Source organism: Formosa sp. F44 (assembly GCF_056238645.1).
In genome coordinates this window covers 1022354-1041014 of sequence record NZ_JBWDLJ010000002.1, presented here as the reverse complement: position 1 = coordinate 1041014, position 18661 = coordinate 1022354, and the positions used below count along the sequence as shown (strand labels likewise).

Sequence of the window (18661 nt, the reverse complement as noted above, 5' to 3'; positions counted from 1 at the left end):
TTAAGGTGCTTCTAAGTATTATTTACGCATCAATTTTAGCGTATACTGCATTCTTTTCGATGAATTCACGACGAGGTGGTACCTCATCTCCCATTAACATAGAGAAAATACGATCGGCTTCTCCACCGTTATCGATATTTACTTGTCTTAATGTTCTGAAGTTAGGATTCATTGTAGTATCCCAAAGTTGCTCAGCATTCATCTCTCCAAGACCTTTATAACGCTGAATCGATGCTCCTCCAAATTGTTCTACTAAACCATCACGTTCACTATCACTCCAAGCATATTCTTTTTTAGCTCCTTTTTTAACTAAATATAAAGGTGGCGTTGCAATGTAAATATGTCCGTTTTCAATAAGCTCCTTCATATATCTAAAGAAGAATGTTAATATTAAAGTAGCAATGTGACTACCATCGATATCGGCATCACACATAATAACCACTTTATGGTAACGTAATTTTGAAAGGTTTAAGGCTTTACTATCTTCTTCGGTACCTATGGTAACCCCTAAAGCTGTAAAGATATTCTTGATTTCTTCGTTTTCGAAAACCTTGTGTTGCATAGCTTTTTCAACGTTAAGAATTTTACCACGTAAAGGTAAAATAGCTTGAAATGCACGGTCACGACCTTGCTTAGCCGTTCCACCCGCCGAATCTCCCTCGACAAGGAATACTTCGCATTTTGATGGGTCTTGCTCAGAACAGTCACTTAATTTCCCAGGTAAACCACCAATACTCATTACGGTTTTACGCTGTACCATTTCACGTGCTTTTTGTGCCGCGTGACGTGCTTGTGCTGCTAATATTACTTTTTGAACAATAGTCTTAGCATCTTCTGGATGCTCTTCTAAGTAGTCCGTTAACATTTCTGAAACCGCCTGACTTACAGAAGCAGAAACTTCCCTGTTCCCTAACTTGGTTTTTGTTTGCCCTTCGAACTGAGGTTCTTGAACTTTTACAGAAATTATAGCTGTTAATCCTTCACGGAAATCGTCTCCAGAAATCTCGAACTTTAATTTATCTGTTAACCCAGAGCTATCGGCGTATTTCTTTAACGTATGTGTTAATCCACGTCTAAAACCAGAAAGGTGCGTTCCACCTTCATGCGTATTAATGTTGTTTACGTACGAGTGTAAATTTTCTGAATACGACGTATTATAAATCATTGCTACTTCTACAGGAATATCATTCTTTTCCCCTTCAAAAGCAATAACTTCTGTAATAATAGGCTCGCGGTTTCCATCTAAAAACTTAACGAATTCCTTTAAACCTTCATCAGAATGAAAAGTTTCAACATCATGCTCTCCTTCTTCATTCTTCACTCTTTTATCGATAAGAGTAATCGTGATTCCTTTATTAAGGTATGCTAATTCACGTAATCTACTCGCTAAAGTATCGTAGCTATATTCTAAAGTTTGTTTAAATATGGTAGGATCTGGTTTAAAAGTTACAACCGTACCTCTTAAATCTGTTTCTCCAATTGCTTTTACAGGATATAGTGATTTTCCACGCTCGTATTCTTGTTCCCAAATGGTTCCATCTCTATATACTGTTGCAGTTAAATGCTCAGAAAGTGCATTAACACAACTTACACCAACCCCGTGAAGTCCACCAGATACTTTATAAGAATCTTTATCAAATTTACCTCCGGCACCAATTTTAGTCATTACAACTTCTAAGGCAGAGATACCTTCTTTTTTATGCAAATCTACAGGTATACCACGCCCATTATCTTCGGTAGTAATAGAGTTATCCTCGTTGATTATAACTTTAATAATGTCGCAATGACCTGCTAAGGCTTCGTCAATAGAGTTATCTACAACTTCATAAACTAAGTGGTGAAGACCTCGTACTCCAACATCTCCAATATACATGGAAGGACGCATCCTTACATGCTCCATACCCTCTAATGCCTGAATACTATCGGCCGAGTAACTATGTTTTTTAGCTTCTTCGCTCATAAAATATTATATGTTATACTTTTGATTAAAATCCATAAAAAAATGATGCAGAGCGCATCATTTTCGATACAAACAAATATACGAATTAATAAGCTGTTTTAAAAGCTTATCAGGAATCTAGCCTTAAAATTATCAACATTTGTTAATTTCAAAAAATACGCTTAAAACAGCTAAAAACAGGCTTAAATAAGATTATCATGTTTTTTAACATGATGTTAAAAATAAAAAAACGTCAAAATCTCTAAAAATCGAGATTTTGGGTTGAACAAAATTCTAAATGATAAGGTTATTAATCTAAAATAAGGAAAAATATTCCCCTAAATTGAACGACCATAAAACATTCAAACTCTAAAAAAGGACTGGGATTTAATTTTAAAACCAACCAACTCTTGATTATTAAAATTTGAGATATTACGAGTTAAATATGACAGATTAAAGTGAATAGTAAAACACTTATTAAGAATACTATTCCCTGCTTATAAATTAGCTTTATTTACCTGATATAAAAGACAAAATTTTAAATCTACCACATCATCACAGGGAAATTTCTTACCAAATGGCCATAAATTTTTCATGATTTACGCAAAAAACGCACACACCGCTTTCTACTTAGCTCATATAATCAAAGAATTTCACCTATAGATTTAATTAAAAATGAAATTTTAGTCCGCTTAAATTATCAACTTCACATAACGTCACTCCTTGTGAAAACATTTAATTTTTTGTTAAGAAACATAAATTAAAGAATCTTTTATATTTACTTCCTTACTTACCAAATATAAAATAATATGAATACTATTAAAACCGTTGCTTTCCTATTTCTGATGGCATTTAACTTAACATTATTACAAGCTCAGGAAGGTCACTCTCTAGAGGGAAAATGGAATTTAACTATTGATCAAGACGGTAAAAAATTACCATCTTGGCTAGAAATTAGACACTCAGGTTCTAAAACATTAATTGGAAGATTTACTTATGCAATAGGTAGCGCGAGGCCCATAGCTGAAATAGAAAAATATGGAGAGGTATTCACTTTTGAAATTCCGCCACAATGGGAACCAGGTGCTTCTAATATGGTTTTTACAGGAACTATGGAAGATGACCAACTTAAAGGAAAAATGGTTTTTGTTAACGGAAAATCATATTCATGGACTGCTACAAGAGCACCTAAGCTACCGTATTTCGACAATCCAAAAGAAGGTAAAACCATTAAACTTTTTAATGGAAAAAATTTAAATGGATGGGTAATAAAACCTGGAAATCAATGGGAAGTCGTTGATGGCATTTTAACGAGTCCAAAATCTGGTGTAAATTTAGTTTCTGAAGAGAAATTCAAAGATTTTAAATTACATACAGAATTCCGTATTCCTGAAAAAAGCAACAGCGGTATTTATTTAAGAGGTCGCTACGAAGTACAAATTGCAGATAACATTGGATTAGAACCTTCTTCTATATATTTTGGAGGAATCTACGGGTTATTAATTCCTAATGAAAACGTAGCCATGAAAGCTGGTGAATGGCAAAGTTTTGATATTACCTTAATTGGTAGACGCGTAACCATTGTTGCCAATGGAAAAACTATTATTTCTAACCAGAATATTGATGGTATGACAGGAGGAGCTTTAGACAACAATGAAGCAGAAGCTGGACCAATACTAATTCAAGGTGATCATGGTTCTGTAGAATTTAGAAAACTAGAAATTACACCTTTGAGCAAGAGTTAACAACAATATATGTCTAGTCCTGAATAACCGATACAGATTATTAAAGGATTAATTAAACCTGAACAATAGATTTATTGTTCAGGTTTTTTGATTTATACCGTATTGGTTTTAAAGCACTAATATAACCTTAACGACATACCAACGCTCCCCTATTGTGCCCGTATGAAATGACAAACTCTAAAACGAGGCTATCTCTTAATACGATTACTACTTAATATAATTTAATAGCAGACTTCGCCTCTATGGATTCATGTTTAAAGACTTGGATATAACAAATGGGATTTAGAGTAATACTTTTCCTAGCCACTTAAAACAACAATCCCAATGGACACATAAATTAGGCATCATTTGTTACGCATTACAGTAGCTTAATATTAAGCTGTTAAAACCACAAAAAAAATAGTTGCACGCCTACGACTTCTAATTTCCTTATAGAAAATTTCTGTACGCAGACTTGCAACTATTTCAATATAAGACCGAAAAATCGGTTATCTAAGCTTTTCCATAAGCATCTGTATGCACATTGGCTACAGCTCTACCACTTGGATCGTTCATGTTTTTAAACGCCTCATCCCATTCTAATGCAATTTTGGTACTACATGCTACACTAGCTTCTTGTGGCACACACAAGGCTGCGGCATCACTAGGGAAATGATCTGCAAATATAGAACGGTAATAAAATTCTTCCTTACTTGTTGGTGTTTGTAATGGGAATTTATATTTCGCATTTGCTAATTGCTCATCAGAAACCTCTGATGCAACAACTTCTTTAAGTGTATCAATCCAACTGTAACCAACACCGTCACTAAATTGTTCTTTTTGTCTCCAAGCTACACTCTCAGGAATCATATCTTCGAATGCTTTACGCACTACCCATTTTTCCATACGTTCGCCGTTAATCATTTTGTCTTGTGGGTTAATTCGCATAGCCACATCCATAAATTCTTTATCTAAGAATGGTACACGACCTTCAATTCCCCAAGCTGCTAAACTTTTGTTTGCACGTAAACAATCGTACATGTGAAGTTTACTTAATTTACGAACTGTTTCTTCGTGAAATTCTTGAGCATTTGGCGCTTTATGGAAGTATAAATATCCTCCAAATAATTCGTCTGCACCTTCTCCTGACAATACCATTTTGATACCCATAGATTTAATAACACGAGCCATTAAATACATAGGTGTACTAGCGCGAATGGTAGTAACATCATAAGTTTCTAGATTATACACTACATCTTTAATAGCATCTAAACCTTCTTGAATGGTAAATTTAATTTCGTGGTGAATGGTTTTAATATGATCTGCAACCTTACGAGCCGCCGCTAAATCTGGAGATCCTTCTAATCCTACAGAAAAACTGTGTAATTGCGGATACCAAGCATCAGACTCATCGTCACTTTCAATACGTTTCTGAGCATATTTTTTAGCGATTGCAGAGGTTACTGAAGAATCTAATCCTCCAGAAAGTAATACACCGTAAGGCACATCAGACATTAATTGTCTGTGTACAGCAGCTTCTAAAGCATCTTTTATTTCTTTAATACTTGTTTCGTTATCTTTTACCGCTTCATATTCTGTCCAATCTCTGTTGTACCATTTTACAAATTCTCCATCTTTACTTGACATATAATGTCCTGGAGGGAATAATTCTATTTTAGTACACTGACCTTCTAAAGCTTTTAATTCTGAAGCCACATAAAAGGTTCCGTTTTGGTCCCATCCTATATATAAAGGAATAATTCCCATATGATCTCTAGCAACAAAATACTCATCATTTTCTACATCGTATATTGCAAAACCAAAGATTCCGTTCATTTCATCAACAAAATCGGCTCCCTTTTCTTTGTATAACGCTAAAATAACTTCACAATCAGATTCTGTTTGAAAATCGTATTTCCCAGCAAATTGCTTACGAAGTTCACGGTGATTGTATATCTCGCCATTTGCAGCCAAAACCAATGTCCCATCAGGACTAAATAAAGGTTGTTTCCCAGAAGCAGGATCTACAATAGCCAAACGTTCGTGCGCCATAATAGCTTTGTCATTACTAAAAATCCCACTCCAGTCTGGACCACGGTGACGAATTTTCTTTGACATTTCTAAAATCTGAGGTCTTAAATCATCCGCCTTTTGTTTCAAATCGAATGCACATACAATTCCACACATATCTATATATTTTTAATTCTTTTTATTTTAATTCTGAAGCAAATATGAGTATATCAATCACATTATAAAACTATAAATCAAAAATTAATTACAATTTAAAACAATTAACTCATATTTAAATTAAATATGAAACCATATACATTAATCTGCCTTTCAAAATTTAAAAATTGTAAACTTTACTTAAAGTTACCGACCATTAATCTATCAACGTATATATTTACACTTTTAAAACAACTCATTATGAAATTATTTAGCGCATCGGCAATCTGCCTATTGGTAGCATTTAGCTTTAACACAGCAATGACAGCCCAAAACTTTAGTAAATTAGACAAAAGTCCAATGGATGTAGCCGCATTCCCAGCAAGCTACAAAGACTCTAACAAAAAAATGAAAGTGGTTTACAGCAGACCTCAACTAAACGACCGTAAATTGTACGACTTAGTACCTTTAGGAAAAGTTTGGAGATTAGGAGCCAACGAATCTGCAGAAATTACATTTTACGAAGATTCACATTTTGGAGACACTCCTGTAAAAGCAGGGACCTACTCTTTATTCGCTATTAGAGGAGAAAAAACATGGACTATGATCTTAAACAAAGATCTTAACGCTTGGGGTGCTTACTCATACAACCCAGACCAAGATGTTGCACGTTACAACGCTATCGCATCTATAGACGCAGAATCTATTGAAGCATTTTCTATTGCTTTCGATGAGCAAGGAACCATGTACTTAGCATGGGGAACAACTCGTGTTTCTATGCCTTTTAAAAGAAACTAGATCTTTTATATATTTAAAAAAGCGACTATCTATAGTTATAGATAGTCGCTTTTTTTATGCCTTAAAATTTATATAAAATAGATTAAGGAATATTTAAATATTTATGAGTTTGTAATGACACTTTCCATCTTGGATTAGCCATTACATACTCTACAATTTCCGGTATCATTTTATCACGCTTACTCCACTCTGGTTGCATGTATAAAATACAGTCTTCGTTAACTAAAGCCGCTTGTTCCTCTGCAAATTTAAAATCGTCGCGATTAAATATAATCACTTTTAATTCGTGTGCTTTGGCAGACACCTCTGCCGTAGGTAATTTCATTTTCTTAGGCGATAAACAAATCCAGTCCCAAGTACCGGTTAATGGGTATGCACCAGATGTTTCTATATGCACCTGCAAGCCTTTCTCTTTTAATTGTGTTGTAAGCGCAGTCATATCCCAAGTTAAAGGCTCACCTCCAGTAACTACAATAGTTTTACTGTGAAGCGCTGCTTTTTCAACAATTTTAGAAGTTTCTGTTGGCGGATGCAGTTCTGCATCCCAGCTTTCTTTTACATCACACCAATGGCATCCAACGTCGCAACCACCTACTCTAATAAAATATGCGGCTGTTCCTTTGTAAAACCCCTCACCCTGGATCGTGTAAAACTCTTCCATTAAAGGCAACATTTCACCTTTGTCTACCAACTCTTGAATCTCTTTCTTCATAACGTGCAAAGATAGTTTACAGATTTTTGTCTACATATAAAATGTTGAAAAGATTTGAAGTCTATTGCTTCAAGATTAGTATTTTTATAAAAAAATTAAGAAACATGACCAATAACGATGCTTTTTTAAATGAGATAATTGAAGGAAATACGTGTAAAGGCGAATTTATAACTATGGGTTCTGCCATGTTGGACGAAACTCCTATAAAAAATGCTTTCGTAAATATCCCTTTAAAAACATTAAACAGACATGGCTTAATTGCCGGTGCAACAGGAACAGGAAAAACAAAAACCTTGCAAGTCATGGCAGAAAACCTTTCCGAAAAAGGCATCCCTGTCTTACTTATGGATATAAAAGGAGACTTAAGTGGTTTAGCACAGCCTGGTGTTTCCAATGAGTTTATTGAAAAACGTCATGAAAAAATTGGTTTACCTTACAACTCTAAAGGATTTCCTGTAGATGTACTTTCGCTTTCAAACCAAGACGGCGTGCGTTTACGTGCTACCGTTAGTGAATTTGGCCCTATTTTATTATCACGAATTTTAGATTTAACAGACACACAATCAGGAATTGTATCGGTTATATTTAAATATTGCGACGATAATAAATTACCCTTATTAGATTTAAAAGACTTTAAAAAAATCCTGCAATACGCAACTCAGGAAGGTAAAGAAGAGTTTCAAGAAGCCTACGGAAGAATCTCTACATCGTCTACCGGTGCGATATTAAGAAAAGTGGTAGAATTAGAACAGCAAGGGGCCGATCTTTTCTTTGGCGAAACCTCTTTCGATGTTCAAGATTTAACACGAATAGATCAAGATGGTCGTGGTTATATAAATATATTACGATTAACAGATATTCAAGATAGGCCAAAACTATTCTCGACTTTTATGCTGAGTTTACTTGCCGAAATTTACACAACCTTTCCAGAACAAGGTGATAGTGGCCGCCCGGAATTAATTATTTTTATAGATGAAGCACACCTTATTTTTAACGAAGCTTCCAAAGCCCTTTTAAATCAGATTGAAAGTATTGTAAAACTTATAAGAAGTAAAGGCGTTGGGTTATACTTTGTAACTCAAAACCCTACCGATGTGCCAGAAGCTGTTTTAGGCCAATTGGGTTTAAAAATTCAGCATGCGCTCCGTGCCTTTACTGCCAAAGATAGAAAAGCGATAAAACTAACGGCTCAAAATTATCCCGTTTCCGATTATTACAACACCGAAGATATTTTAACTTCTTTAGGGACTGGAGAAGCGTTAGTCTCTGCTTTAGATGAAAAAGGACGTCCAACTCCATTGGCAGCAACCATGATGCGTGCTCCTATGAGTAGAATGGATGTATTAACAGACACGGAGTTATCTTCACTAATTTCTGAATCTAAATTGGTTAAAAAATACAACGAAACCATAGATAGAGAAAGTGCCTACGAGATCTTAAGTAAAAAAATAGAACGTGCAGAAGCAGAGGTTATACACCAGAAACAAAGCACAAAAAAAACAGCTACACGCAGACAAAGTACAGCCATGAACCCTATTATAAAAGTACTGACAAGTGCTACTTTTATTAGAAGTGTCTTTGGTATTTTAAACAAAGTGATGAAAAAATAATTACTTTCGTAGCCTCTAAAAAATTATAAAACAAGATTATCTTAAAATGAAAAAAACCATATTAAGTCTGGCTGTATTAGCCATTACATGCTTTAGTTGTTCTACTAAAAACGATAACTTTACTATTACAAAAGACAGCATTGGGGAACTTACTAAAGACACTCAATTAAAAGATTTAGAAACCGTATTTAAAAACGATTCTATTGTAAAATATGTGCCTGGAGGCGAGTTTACTGTTAGTATTAATGAAATTGAAATCTTTGAAAAAGGAGGTTCGAAGCTCTTAACTTTATCGCCAACTCAAGTAATGGATTCTACATCTGTGATTAAAACGGTTCAAGTTTTCGATTCTCGATACAAATCAGACAAGGGTATTTCTACGCTTAGTACTTTTAAAGACATTCAGGATAATTATAAAATTTCAAGTATTGACAACCTAATTAATTCTGTTATCGTTTCTGTGAACGAGTTAAACGCTTCGTTTACTATCGATAAAAAGGAATTACCGTCCAATTTAAGATTCGATATGTCGTTACATATTGAAGCCTCGCAAATTCCTGACACTGCTAAAATTAAATACTTTTTTCTAAACTGGTAAGCTATAACCTATGAATTCATTTGTCTCACGACTCCTTATTGTAATTGCACGAAAAAAACTAGAGACAAATGAAACTGCAAATCCTGCAAGTTTAAAACAACTTCTGCCCGTAGTAAGAACGCTTCATATAGAGCTTCGACATGCTATTAAAGAAATTATTTTTATTGCTATTGGAGTGGTTTCGGCTGGTTTCGGACTTAAAGGCTTTTTACTGCCAAATCGATTTATCGATGGAGGCGCCACTGGTATTTCTCTATTATTAGAAAACTTAACAAATATCTCATTAGGTTACCTATTGCTAATTGTGAATTTGCCGTTTTTAATTTTGGGCGCAAAAACATTCAGTGTAAAATTTGCTATAAAAAGTATTATCGCCATTTCATTTTTAGCCTTTGTGGTTCATAATGTAGATTATCCAACCATAACAGACGACAAATTATTGATCTCGGTTTTTGGAGGATTCTTTCTCGGACTAGGAATTGGAATGACTATGAGAGGTGGTGCAGTTATTGATGGTACAGAAGTTTTAGCCCTATTTATTGGTCGTAAATTTTCTATGACTGTTGGCGATGTATTACTTTTAATAAACATTGTTATTTTCTCTTTCGGAGCTTATATTCTATCTATAGAAACAGCTTTATATGCGATCCTAACTTATATGTCTGCTGCAAAAACAGTCGACTTTGTTATTGATGGTGTCGAGGAATATGTAGGTGTGACTATAATTTCTAATAAACACGAAGACATTAGAATTATGGTTACAGAAGAGTTAAGACGTGCCTGCACTATTTACGCCGGAAAAGGTGGTTATAACCAAGAAGGTGGTGCTCAAGAAAAAGATATTATATACACCATAGTAACACGACTAGAATTAGCTAATTTAGAAACAGAAATTGCTAAAATTGATAAAAATGCGTTTATTATCATGGGAGTCGTAAAGGATTTAAAAGGTGGTATGATCAAGAAAAAACCTTTAAAATAATGACTCATGAAAAAGTACACGCTTATTACCAATCCATTTAGTATACCAACAACAGATGGAAAATCGATAAAAGAACATTTTGGAAATGCTACTACTGGCGATTCTAATATAAGTATTGCACATATGGTTGCTCCTCCCGGATGGCATGAACCTTTTCAAACTCCAGAATTTGACGAATTTACATTTATTATAAAAGGTAAAAAACAATTTATTATTGAAGACGACGTTGTGATTTTAGAAGCTGGTCAATCCATTAAGATTGAAAAAAACACGCGCGTACAATATTCAAATCCGTTTGAAAATCCATGTGAATATATTGCAATTTGTACGCCTGCATTTTCTATGGACGCCGTAAACCGGGAAGCGCAATGAAAACCCTTTTAATTAAATCTGTCGGCAATTACATTAATTTACTTAGCTATTTGTCTAAACCCTATGCGGCTAACAAAGCGCTAAACTTATTTACCAAACCTAGAAAAGGTCGTATACAAAAGTGGCAAGTCGATTTTTTAGAAACAGCCTTTAACGAAGAGCTTTTATATAACAACCAACGGATCATGACCTATCGTTGGTTAGGTAAGAAAGGGACTGTGTTATTGGCTCATGGCTGGGAAAGTAATTCTTACCGATGGAAACCTTTAGTACCAGAATTAATAAAAAGAGGATACGGAGTAGTCGCTTTAGACGCTCCGGCACATGGCCGTTCGGGAAGTAAAGAATTTAACGCTCTTATTTATGCCGAATATATACATGTTGTAGCCAAACGGTTTAAACCAGAATCTATTATAGCGCATTCTGTTGGTGGCATGGCTACAACAGTGTTTTTAAATAAGTACCAAGTACCTAATTTAGAAAAACTTATTCTTTTGGGAGCGCCTTCAGAATTTAAAGATATTATTGGCAGATATGTAACGATGTTAGGCTATAACACACGCATATCAAAACAGTTAAACAAAACGATACTTAAACGTTTCGGCGTTGCTCCAGAATCATTTTCTTCTGCTAAATTTTTAGAAAACAATAAAATAAAAGGACTAATTATTCACGATAAAAGTGATACCATTATTCCTTATAGCGATGCACTACTAATTAAAGATAGCTACAAAAACAGTGCATTAATTACTACAGATGGTTTAGGACATTCCTTAAACGATGCATCTGTAAGAGATCATATTTACAACTTCCTAGAAGACTAAACTTATCGTATATTTGCCACATGGAAACGGAATTAAAACGAATCAATAAATATTTAAGCGAAGTAGGATATTGCTCACGTCGTGCAGCAGATAAACTTATTGAAGCTGGTCGTGTAACCATTAACGGAGTTGTGCCAGAAATGGGGACTAAAGTAAGCCCTACCGATGTGGTAGCTGTAGATGGCGAATCGGTTGTAAATACAAAAACAGAATTTGTGTATTTGGCATTTAATAAACCCGTAGGGATTGTGTGCACTACAGATACACGTGTAGAAAAAGACAATATTATTGATTACATAAATTACCCGAAACGTATTTTTCCTATTGGCCGTTTAGACAAGCCTAGTGAAGGATTAATTCTGCTTACCGACGATGGAGATATTGTAAACAAAATTCTTCGTGCAAGCAATAATCACGAAAAAGAATACATTGTAACGGTAGATAAACCCATCTCGCAAACCTTTATCGAACGCATGTCTAATGGAGTACCAATTTTAGATCGTGTTACAAAAAAGTGTAAAGTTGAAAAATTAGGGACGTATGAGTTTAGAATTATTTTAACTCAAGGTTTAAACAGACAAATTCGTAGAATGTGTGAGTATTTAACGTACGAAGTGGAGACTTTAAAACGTGTTCGGATTATGAACATTAAATGTGATATGCCGATTGGCGAATATCGCGATATTACTAAAGAAGAAATGAAAGAACTACAAGCTTTAATTGGAGATTCTAAAAAAACATTTTCTCCTGCTCAACCTTCTAGAAGACGGCAGTAATGACAACTAAAAAACATGATCTAAGTTTGTTGTCATTGTAAAACTAACCAGTTCACCAATTGTATTTAAATTGAGTTTTTTCTTTATATTTTTCTTATGCTGGTCTACAGTATGCTGAGAAATATTTAAGCACTTACCAATTTCTTTACTTGTTTTCCCTGTAGCAACCACTAATAAAATTTCCTTTTCCCGTTTTGTTAACCCTTCGAGTTTATTAATATTTTCTTCGATTGCGACATAACCTTCCTCCTTTTTCTTAAAATTTAAATCGGCTAAATCTATTGTCATTCGCAGTTGCAACTCGTTAAAGGGCTTTAATAAATAAGCATAAGGAACCGTTTCCTTGGCTCGATTTAATATCTCCGAGTTATCGTAGGCTGTTAAATACACCACAGGCACTTCTTTAAGTTGCATTAACTCTTCTATAATCTCGATGCCATCTTTAACATCGTTTAAATTAATGTCGCAAATTATTATATTAAAATCCTCTTTAATAAAAGCGGTTTTGGCCTCTACATAGTTGCGGGAAGAAACCACTTGGTTTTCTCCCTCTTTCTCTAAGGATTTTTTTATATCCATCGCGACAATCAACTCGTCTTCAATTAATAATATCTGTCTCATTTTAGTGCTTTTTAAATTAACAGGGTAATAGTATTACATTCTTTACACCGTGCACAGCATATATTTCTATCGTGCCATTTAACTGATGTACCATCGTTTTCACTAAATCTAATCCCAAGGAGGTATCTTTAGCATTTCCAAAATCGTATCCTACTCCATTATCGGCTATTATAATTTCTAACTGGCCATTTGATAAAGCACAACAAATTTTTAAAACATTCTTCTCACTATATGCTTTAAAGGCATATTTGTAGGTATTAGTAATTAGTTCGTTCAAGATTAAGCCCAACAAGGTTGTATTTACTTCACATTTGCAATCGGGTTGTAAATCGAATTCAATTGTAAATTTCTGAGTATTTTGATCGGATAATAAACTCAAAATCTTAGCTGAAAATTCCTTTAAAAAAACAGCAATATCTATGATGCCTTTGTTGGACGTTAAATCATTCTGTATATAAGATATGGTTAAAATTCTATTTTTAGCAATATTTAAAATATCTTTTACCTCTTGTTCTTCAATATTTTTGGCTTGCATATTGAGTAAACTGGAAATAATTTGAAGATTATTTTTTACACGATGATTTAATTCTTTCATTAAAAATTCGATATTATTCTTCTGATCGACCATGACTGCATGCGACGTATTCAATTCTTCATTTTTACGTATTAAATCTTTCGTTCTTGAATTTACCAAAGCTGTTAATTTTAACTTATCTCGTTTTAACATCGAAGTTTTAAACTTATAATACCATATTCCGGAAAACAAGAACAAACCAACAAGCATTATTTTAAACCACGTTTCTAAATACCAAGGTGGCACAATTATTAAATTTACCGTTTTATACGTTGTATTCCACACTCCAACGTCGTTAGATGCTTTTATTTTTAATGTATAGTTGCCAGGGTTTAAATTGGTGTATGTAACATTGTTTTTTTTCGCCGGCGGACTCCAATCTTCATCAAAATTATCTAATTTATATTGGTATAAGCCCTTCTCAGGATTCAGATAGTTAATTGCCGAGAAATTAAATGTTAACACATTTTCTTCACTCTTAAAAACCAACGTATCTTTAAACATTTCGTTTCGTTTTATAGGCTGATTAAAGAGTTCTATAGATTCTAAGTACACATTAGGCAAATACGGATTATCTACCACCCGATCTGGATTTATAATATTAAAACCATTTATTCCTCCAAAATACAAGAGCCCTTTATCATCTTTATAAAACGATTTTCCATTAAACTCGTTATCCTGTAAACCGTCTTCCTTGGTGTAATTTTTAAACGATTTATCCTTGGGATTAAACACCGACAAACCAAAATTGGTACTCATCCAAATTTTATCATTATTATCGATTACAACACCATACACAAAATCGTTTGGAAATCCCTTTTGTTTAAAGTATAAGGTTGAAGTTTGCTTTGTTGTATTTATATGTGTCAATCCAGAACTTGTACCCACCCATAAATTACCTTGACTATCTTCCGATATTGAAAAAACACGATTATTAGTTAATTTTAAATTATCGCTTTCCTTATCTGTGTAGTGATGAAGGATAGTTTTCGATTCAATTTCATAAAGTCCGTTATCCGTTCCCAACCAAATGTGGTTTTTAGAATCGATAATTGCAGATCTTGCGCGATCGATTTGCAACCCATCAAACAAAACAGGAGTAAATGTTTCCGAAGCGATATCAAACTCATTAATTCCACCCGACCATGTGCATATCCAGAGTTTCTCTTTAGAAATCTGCAGAATTTTTAAGACTTCATTATCAGACAAACTATTTTCTGAATCATGATGTACCCATTGCTGAAATTTATCGTTTACAGCATCATATTTCATTAAACCGTCGGAAATACCTCCAGCCCAAAGCACGTTGTTTTCATCCTTACAAAAATCGTAAGTAATGCCTCCTTTACCCGTATCGTACAAATAATATTCCCGTGTATTCAATTTATATTTAACAGTTCCGGCATAGGTACCTAACCATAATGTAGAATCGTTAACTTTCTGAATAGGAAACACACTTATACGCTGACTTCCATACAAATCGGGCAACTCGACTCTATAACTATCAAATTTAATCTGAAATGTATTATGATGAAATACACCTTCACCTTGCGTACCAAACCATACATTCCCTTGCTTATCTTCTAAAACTTGAGTAAATGCAACCGAAGTATAATGCTTATTCTCCTTTACATTTTCGAAGATGATATGTTTGTACCCATCTGTTATAGCATTATATTTTAGAATGCCGTTTTTAGAAATCACGTAATATTCAGAATCATTTATTTTATAAACTCTATCTACTTCAGTGGTAATAGCTGTTTTACTTATACGTTCTTCCGTTTTATTATAAACCTCTAAACCATGTTCAGAACCAATATAAATCTGATTTTTACTATTTATAAAACACGAGGTATTCTTATGCTTATAATCGGGAAAAGTAGAAATACTAAAATCGTCTAAATCTAACTGTAACACCCCAGATTCTTTTGTTGCCAACCAAATAGTACGTGTATCAAAGCCTAGAATATCTTCTACGCGATTTTCGATAGATTCATTAGGAAGATTTATGATTTTAGACGTTTTAAGAAGCCTATCGAACAGCACCATATGATTTTTCACCGAAAACAATAACAGCCGATTATTAATCTGAAAGGCACTATAAGCATTATTTAAGTCTGCGTTATCCGTTTTCGATAACAAGGAAAAGAACCTGTTTTCGGAACGTTTATACCCTTGAATTCCCTTGGAATTAGTTGCAATCCACAAGGTATCTTTTACAGACAGTAACCCCCGAATATGGTCGTCTGCAATAGTGGTACTGTCGTTGGGTTTGGACACATAACTTTTAAATTCGTAGCCGTTAAAACGGTGTAAACCATCCTCTGTTCCAACCCATAGATACCCCATATCGTCTAAAGCAAGAGCGGTTGTATTTAATTGTAAAAGCCCATGTTCTTGCCCTAAATAATTAATTTGTAACGTTTCTGAATTTTGTCCATTTACATTACTAATTCCATATAGAAGTAGCAATAGGACATATGCAATTCTCAAATGCCTGTAAGCGTATTGGTTAGTTAGGTTACTAAAGCTAACAAAAAAAACGATACCAATAGAATGAAGACAAAAAAATAAGCATAACTACGTAGTGTAATTATGCTTATTATTATCTGTTTTCAAGAATTAGCTTATGCCTTAACGCGATGTCTTTCACATGCCAATAATGTATTTTTTAACAACATAGCAATGGTCATTGGACCAACACCACCTGGCACAGGAGTGATATAACTTGCTTTTTTACTTACGTTAACAAAATCTACATCTCCAGTAATTCTATAACCTTTTTCAGTTGTATCGTCGGCTACACGGGTAATTCCAACATCTATAATCACTACATCATCTTTTACCATTTCTGCTTTTAAGAAATTAGGAACACCTAATGCCGAGATAATGATATCTGCCTGAGATGTAATTTGTGTGATATTTTTTGTGTGACTGTGAGTAAGTGTTACTGTTGAGTTTCCTGGAAAACCTTTTCTTCCCATTAAAATACTCATAGGACGCCCTACAATATGAGAACGACCAATAACAACAGTATGTTTTCCACTAGTTTCTACGCCGTAACGCTCTAATAATTCTAAAATTCCGAATGGAGTTGCCGGAATAAAAGTAGTCATATCTAACGCCATTTTACCGAAGTTAGCAGGATGAAATCCATCTACATCCTTATCTGGATTTACAGCTAATAATACCTTTTGAGTATCGATTTGGTCTGGTAAAGGCAATTGAACGATATACCCATCAATTTCTGGGTTTTCGTTAAGTTCATTAATTTTATCTAACAATTCTACTTCGCTAGTTGTACTAGACATTTTAACTAAAGTAGATTCGAAACCTACACGCTCGCAAGCACGAACTTTACTACCTACATATGTTAAACTAGCACCATCGTTACCTACAATAATAGCAGCCAAATGCGGTACTTTTTCACCTTTAGCTTTCATTTTCTTTACTTGCTCGGTGATTTCATCTTTAATATCGTTACTAACCTTTTTTCCGTCTAAAATTGTCATGTAATAGGGTATATTATTTATTAATTAGATTTTAAATCTTAACGCATGTTTTTCATGGCTTGCATCATGCGTTTTCCGCCACCACCTTGCATCATTTTCATCATTTTGCTCATTTGGTCAAACTGTTTTAACAACTGATTAACTTGTTGTACAGAGGTCCCTGAACCTTTACCAATACGTTTTTTTCTACTCGCATTAATTATAGAAGGATTTGTACGTTCTTGAACAGTCATAGAATGAATAATAGCCTCGATATGTTTAAAAGCATCATCGTCTATATCGATATCTTTCATCATTTTTCCAGCTCCAGGAATCATTCCAACAAGGTCTTTCATGTTCCCCATTTTCTTGATTTGCTGAATCTGACTTAAGAAATCGTCAAATCCGAATTGATTCTTTGCAATTTTCTTTTGAAGTTTTCTAGCTTCCTCTTCGTCAAACTGCTCTTGAGCACGTTCTACAAGAGATACAACATCTCCCATTCCAAGAATACGGTCTGCCATACGCGATGGATAAAAGACATCGATCGCTTCCATTTTCTCACCTGTACCAATAAACTTAATTGGTTTATCGACTACAGATTTAATAGAAATTGCAGCTCCACCTCGAGTATCCCCATCTAATTTGGTAAGGATTACCCCGTCGAAATTTAAAACATCATTGAAAGCTTTTGCTGTATTTACAGCATCCTGCCCTGTCATAGAATCTACAACAAATAATGTTTCTTGTGGCTGAATGGCTTTATGAATTTCAGAAATTTCATTCATCATCGCCTCATCAACAGCTAAACGACCTGCGGTATCAATAATAACCACATTATACCCGTTTGCTTTTGCGTGGGCAACACCGGCTTCTGCAATGGCAACAGGATTACTATTTCCTTTATCACTAAAAACATCGACATTAATCTGACCTCCAACTACGTGTAATTGATCGATTGCTGCTGGACGATACACATCACAGGCAACCAATAAAGGTTTCTTTGTTTTTTTAGTCTTAAGGTAATTTGCTAATTTTCCTGAGAACGTTGTTTTACCTGAACCTTGCAAACCAGACATTAAAATAATGCTAGGTGTGCCAGACAAATTAATACCTTCGGCGTCTCCTCCCATTAATTCGGTTAACTCGTCTTTAACGATTTTAACCATTAATTGTCCGGGCTGTAATGCTGTTAATACATCCTGTCCAAGTGCCTTATCTTTTACTCTATTGGTAAAATCTTTAGCAATTTTAAAGTTAACATCGGCATCTAACAAAGCACGACGTACTTCTTTCAAGGTTTCTGCAACATTAACTTCCGTTATACTTCCATGTCCCTTAAGAACGTGTAACGCTTTATCTAACTTCTCACTTAAATTATTAAACATAAATTTTTATCAAATTTTAAGAAACGCAAATTTAATGATTTGATGCGTATTAATAAAGAATTGATCCATAAAAAACTAAAGCGAAT

General features: G+C 34.3%; 15 protein-coding genes. 8 read left to right on the top strand and 7 right to left on the bottom strand.

Going from position 1 to position 18661, the window contains the following annotated elements; all coding sequences use genetic code 11:
- Window positions 1–22: 22 nt before the first annotated feature.
- A complete protein-coding gene (gene gyrB / locus AC0UBM_RS09585; protein ID WP_414036075.1) occupies window positions 23–1960 on the bottom strand; it encodes a DNA topoisomerase (ATP-hydrolyzing) subunit B in 1938 nt (645 codons plus the stop codon).
- A 788-nt stretch (window positions 1961–2748) separates the two neighbouring features.
- On the opposite strand from gyrB, the gene AC0UBM_RS09580 reads away from it, so the two are divergent.
- Entirely contained in the window at window positions 2749–3684 is a 936-nt protein-coding gene (locus AC0UBM_RS09580; protein ID WP_414036076.1) for a 3-keto-disaccharide hydrolase, read from the top strand.
- Window positions 3685–4176: 492 nt separating this feature from the next.
- Here the strand turns inward: AC0UBM_RS09580 and asnB are convergent, their stop codons facing one another.
- Window positions 4177–5850, bottom strand: coding sequence for an asparagine synthase B (asnB, locus tag AC0UBM_RS09575; RefSeq protein ID WP_414036077.1), 1674 nt, complete (start codon window positions 5848–5850; stop codon window positions 4177–4179).
- 240 nt (window positions 5851–6090) lie between these two features.
- Here asnB and AC0UBM_RS09570 point away from each other — a divergent pair, with 240 nt between their 5' ends.
- Window positions 6091–6627, top strand: coding sequence for a DUF2911 domain-containing protein (locus AC0UBM_RS09570; protein WP_414036078.1), 537 nt, complete (start codon window positions 6091–6093; stop codon window positions 6625–6627).
- Window positions 6628–6709: 82 nt separating this feature from the next.
- Here AC0UBM_RS09570 and AC0UBM_RS09565 read toward each other — a convergent pair whose 3' ends face one another.
- Window positions 6710–7339, bottom strand: coding sequence for a 7-carboxy-7-deazaguanine synthase QueE (locus AC0UBM_RS09565; RefSeq protein WP_434037742.1), 630 nt, complete (start codon window positions 7337–7339; stop codon window positions 6710–6712).
- Between the two features lie 104 nt (window positions 7340–7443).
- On the opposite strand from AC0UBM_RS09565, the gene AC0UBM_RS09560 reads away from it, so the two are divergent.
- From AC0UBM_RS09560 to rluF, 6 genes are read left to right on the top strand one after another with little or no spacing between them, the layout of a single operon-like run.
- Entirely contained in the window at window positions 7444–8949 is a 1506-nt protein-coding gene (locus AC0UBM_RS09560) for a helicase HerA-like domain-containing protein (RefSeq protein WP_475688451.1), read from the top strand.
- A 46-nt stretch (window positions 8950–8995) separates the two neighbouring features.
- Window positions 8996–9547, top strand: coding sequence for a hypothetical protein (locus AC0UBM_RS09555; protein WP_475688450.1), 552 nt, complete (start codon window positions 8996–8998; stop codon window positions 9545–9547).
- A gap of 10 nt (window positions 9548–9557) precedes the next feature.
- The gene (locus AC0UBM_RS09550; RefSeq protein WP_414036082.1) at window positions 9558–10529 is read left to right on the top strand and encodes a YitT family protein; all 972 of its coding nucleotides are present in this window, start codon (window positions 9558–9560) and stop codon (window positions 10527–10529) included.
- Between the two features lie 6 nt (window positions 10530–10535).
- Window positions 10536–10901 (top strand): cupin domain-containing protein, encoded by a 366-nt coding sequence (locus tag AC0UBM_RS09545; RefSeq protein WP_434037739.1) that lies wholly within the window; start codon window positions 10536–10538, stop codon window positions 10899–10901.
- Window positions 10898–11725, top strand: coding sequence for an alpha/beta hydrolase (locus AC0UBM_RS09540; protein WP_414036084.1), 828 nt, complete (start codon window positions 10898–10900; stop codon window positions 11723–11725). Before AC0UBM_RS09545 ends, AC0UBM_RS09540 begins: the two co-directional genes overlap by 4 nt.
- A 20-nt stretch (window positions 11726–11745) precedes the next feature.
- Entirely contained in the window at window positions 11746–12501 is a 756-nt protein-coding gene (rluF, locus tag AC0UBM_RS09535; RefSeq protein ID WP_475688449.1) for a 23S rRNA pseudouridine(2604) synthase RluF, read from the top strand.
- 6 nt (window positions 12502–12507) lie between these two features.
- Here rluF and AC0UBM_RS09530 read toward each other — a convergent pair whose 3' ends face one another.
- The 4 genes from AC0UBM_RS09530 to ffh all read right to left on the bottom strand — a co-directional run bounded on the left by AC0UBM_RS09530 (window position 12508) and on the right by ffh (window position 18575).
- Window positions 12508–13122 carry a DNA-binding response regulator gene (locus tag AC0UBM_RS09530; RefSeq protein WP_475688448.1) on the bottom strand — a complete coding sequence of 205 codons (615 nt, stop codon included), beginning with the start codon at window positions 13120–13122 and terminating at the stop codon, window positions 12508–12510.
- Window positions 13123–13138: 16 nt separating this feature from the next.
- Window positions 13139–16189 carry a ligand-binding sensor domain-containing protein gene (locus tag AC0UBM_RS09525; protein WP_475688447.1) on the bottom strand — a complete coding sequence of 1017 codons (3051 nt, stop codon included), beginning with the start codon at window positions 16187–16189 and terminating at the stop codon, window positions 13139–13141.
- A 134-nt stretch (window positions 16190–16323) separates the two neighbouring features.
- Window positions 16324–17208 carry a bifunctional 5,10-methylenetetrahydrofolate dehydrogenase/5,10-methenyltetrahydrofolate cyclohydrolase gene (locus AC0UBM_RS09520; RefSeq protein WP_414036088.1) on the bottom strand — a complete coding sequence of 295 codons (885 nt, stop codon included), beginning with the start codon at window positions 17206–17208 and terminating at the stop codon, window positions 16324–16326.
- 38 nt (window positions 17209–17246) lie between these two features.
- Window positions 17247–18575 carry a signal recognition particle protein gene (gene ffh / locus AC0UBM_RS09515; RefSeq protein WP_414036089.1) on the bottom strand — a complete coding sequence of 443 codons (1329 nt, stop codon included), beginning with the start codon at window positions 18573–18575 and terminating at the stop codon, window positions 17247–17249.
- Window positions 18576–18661: the final 86 nt, after the last annotated feature.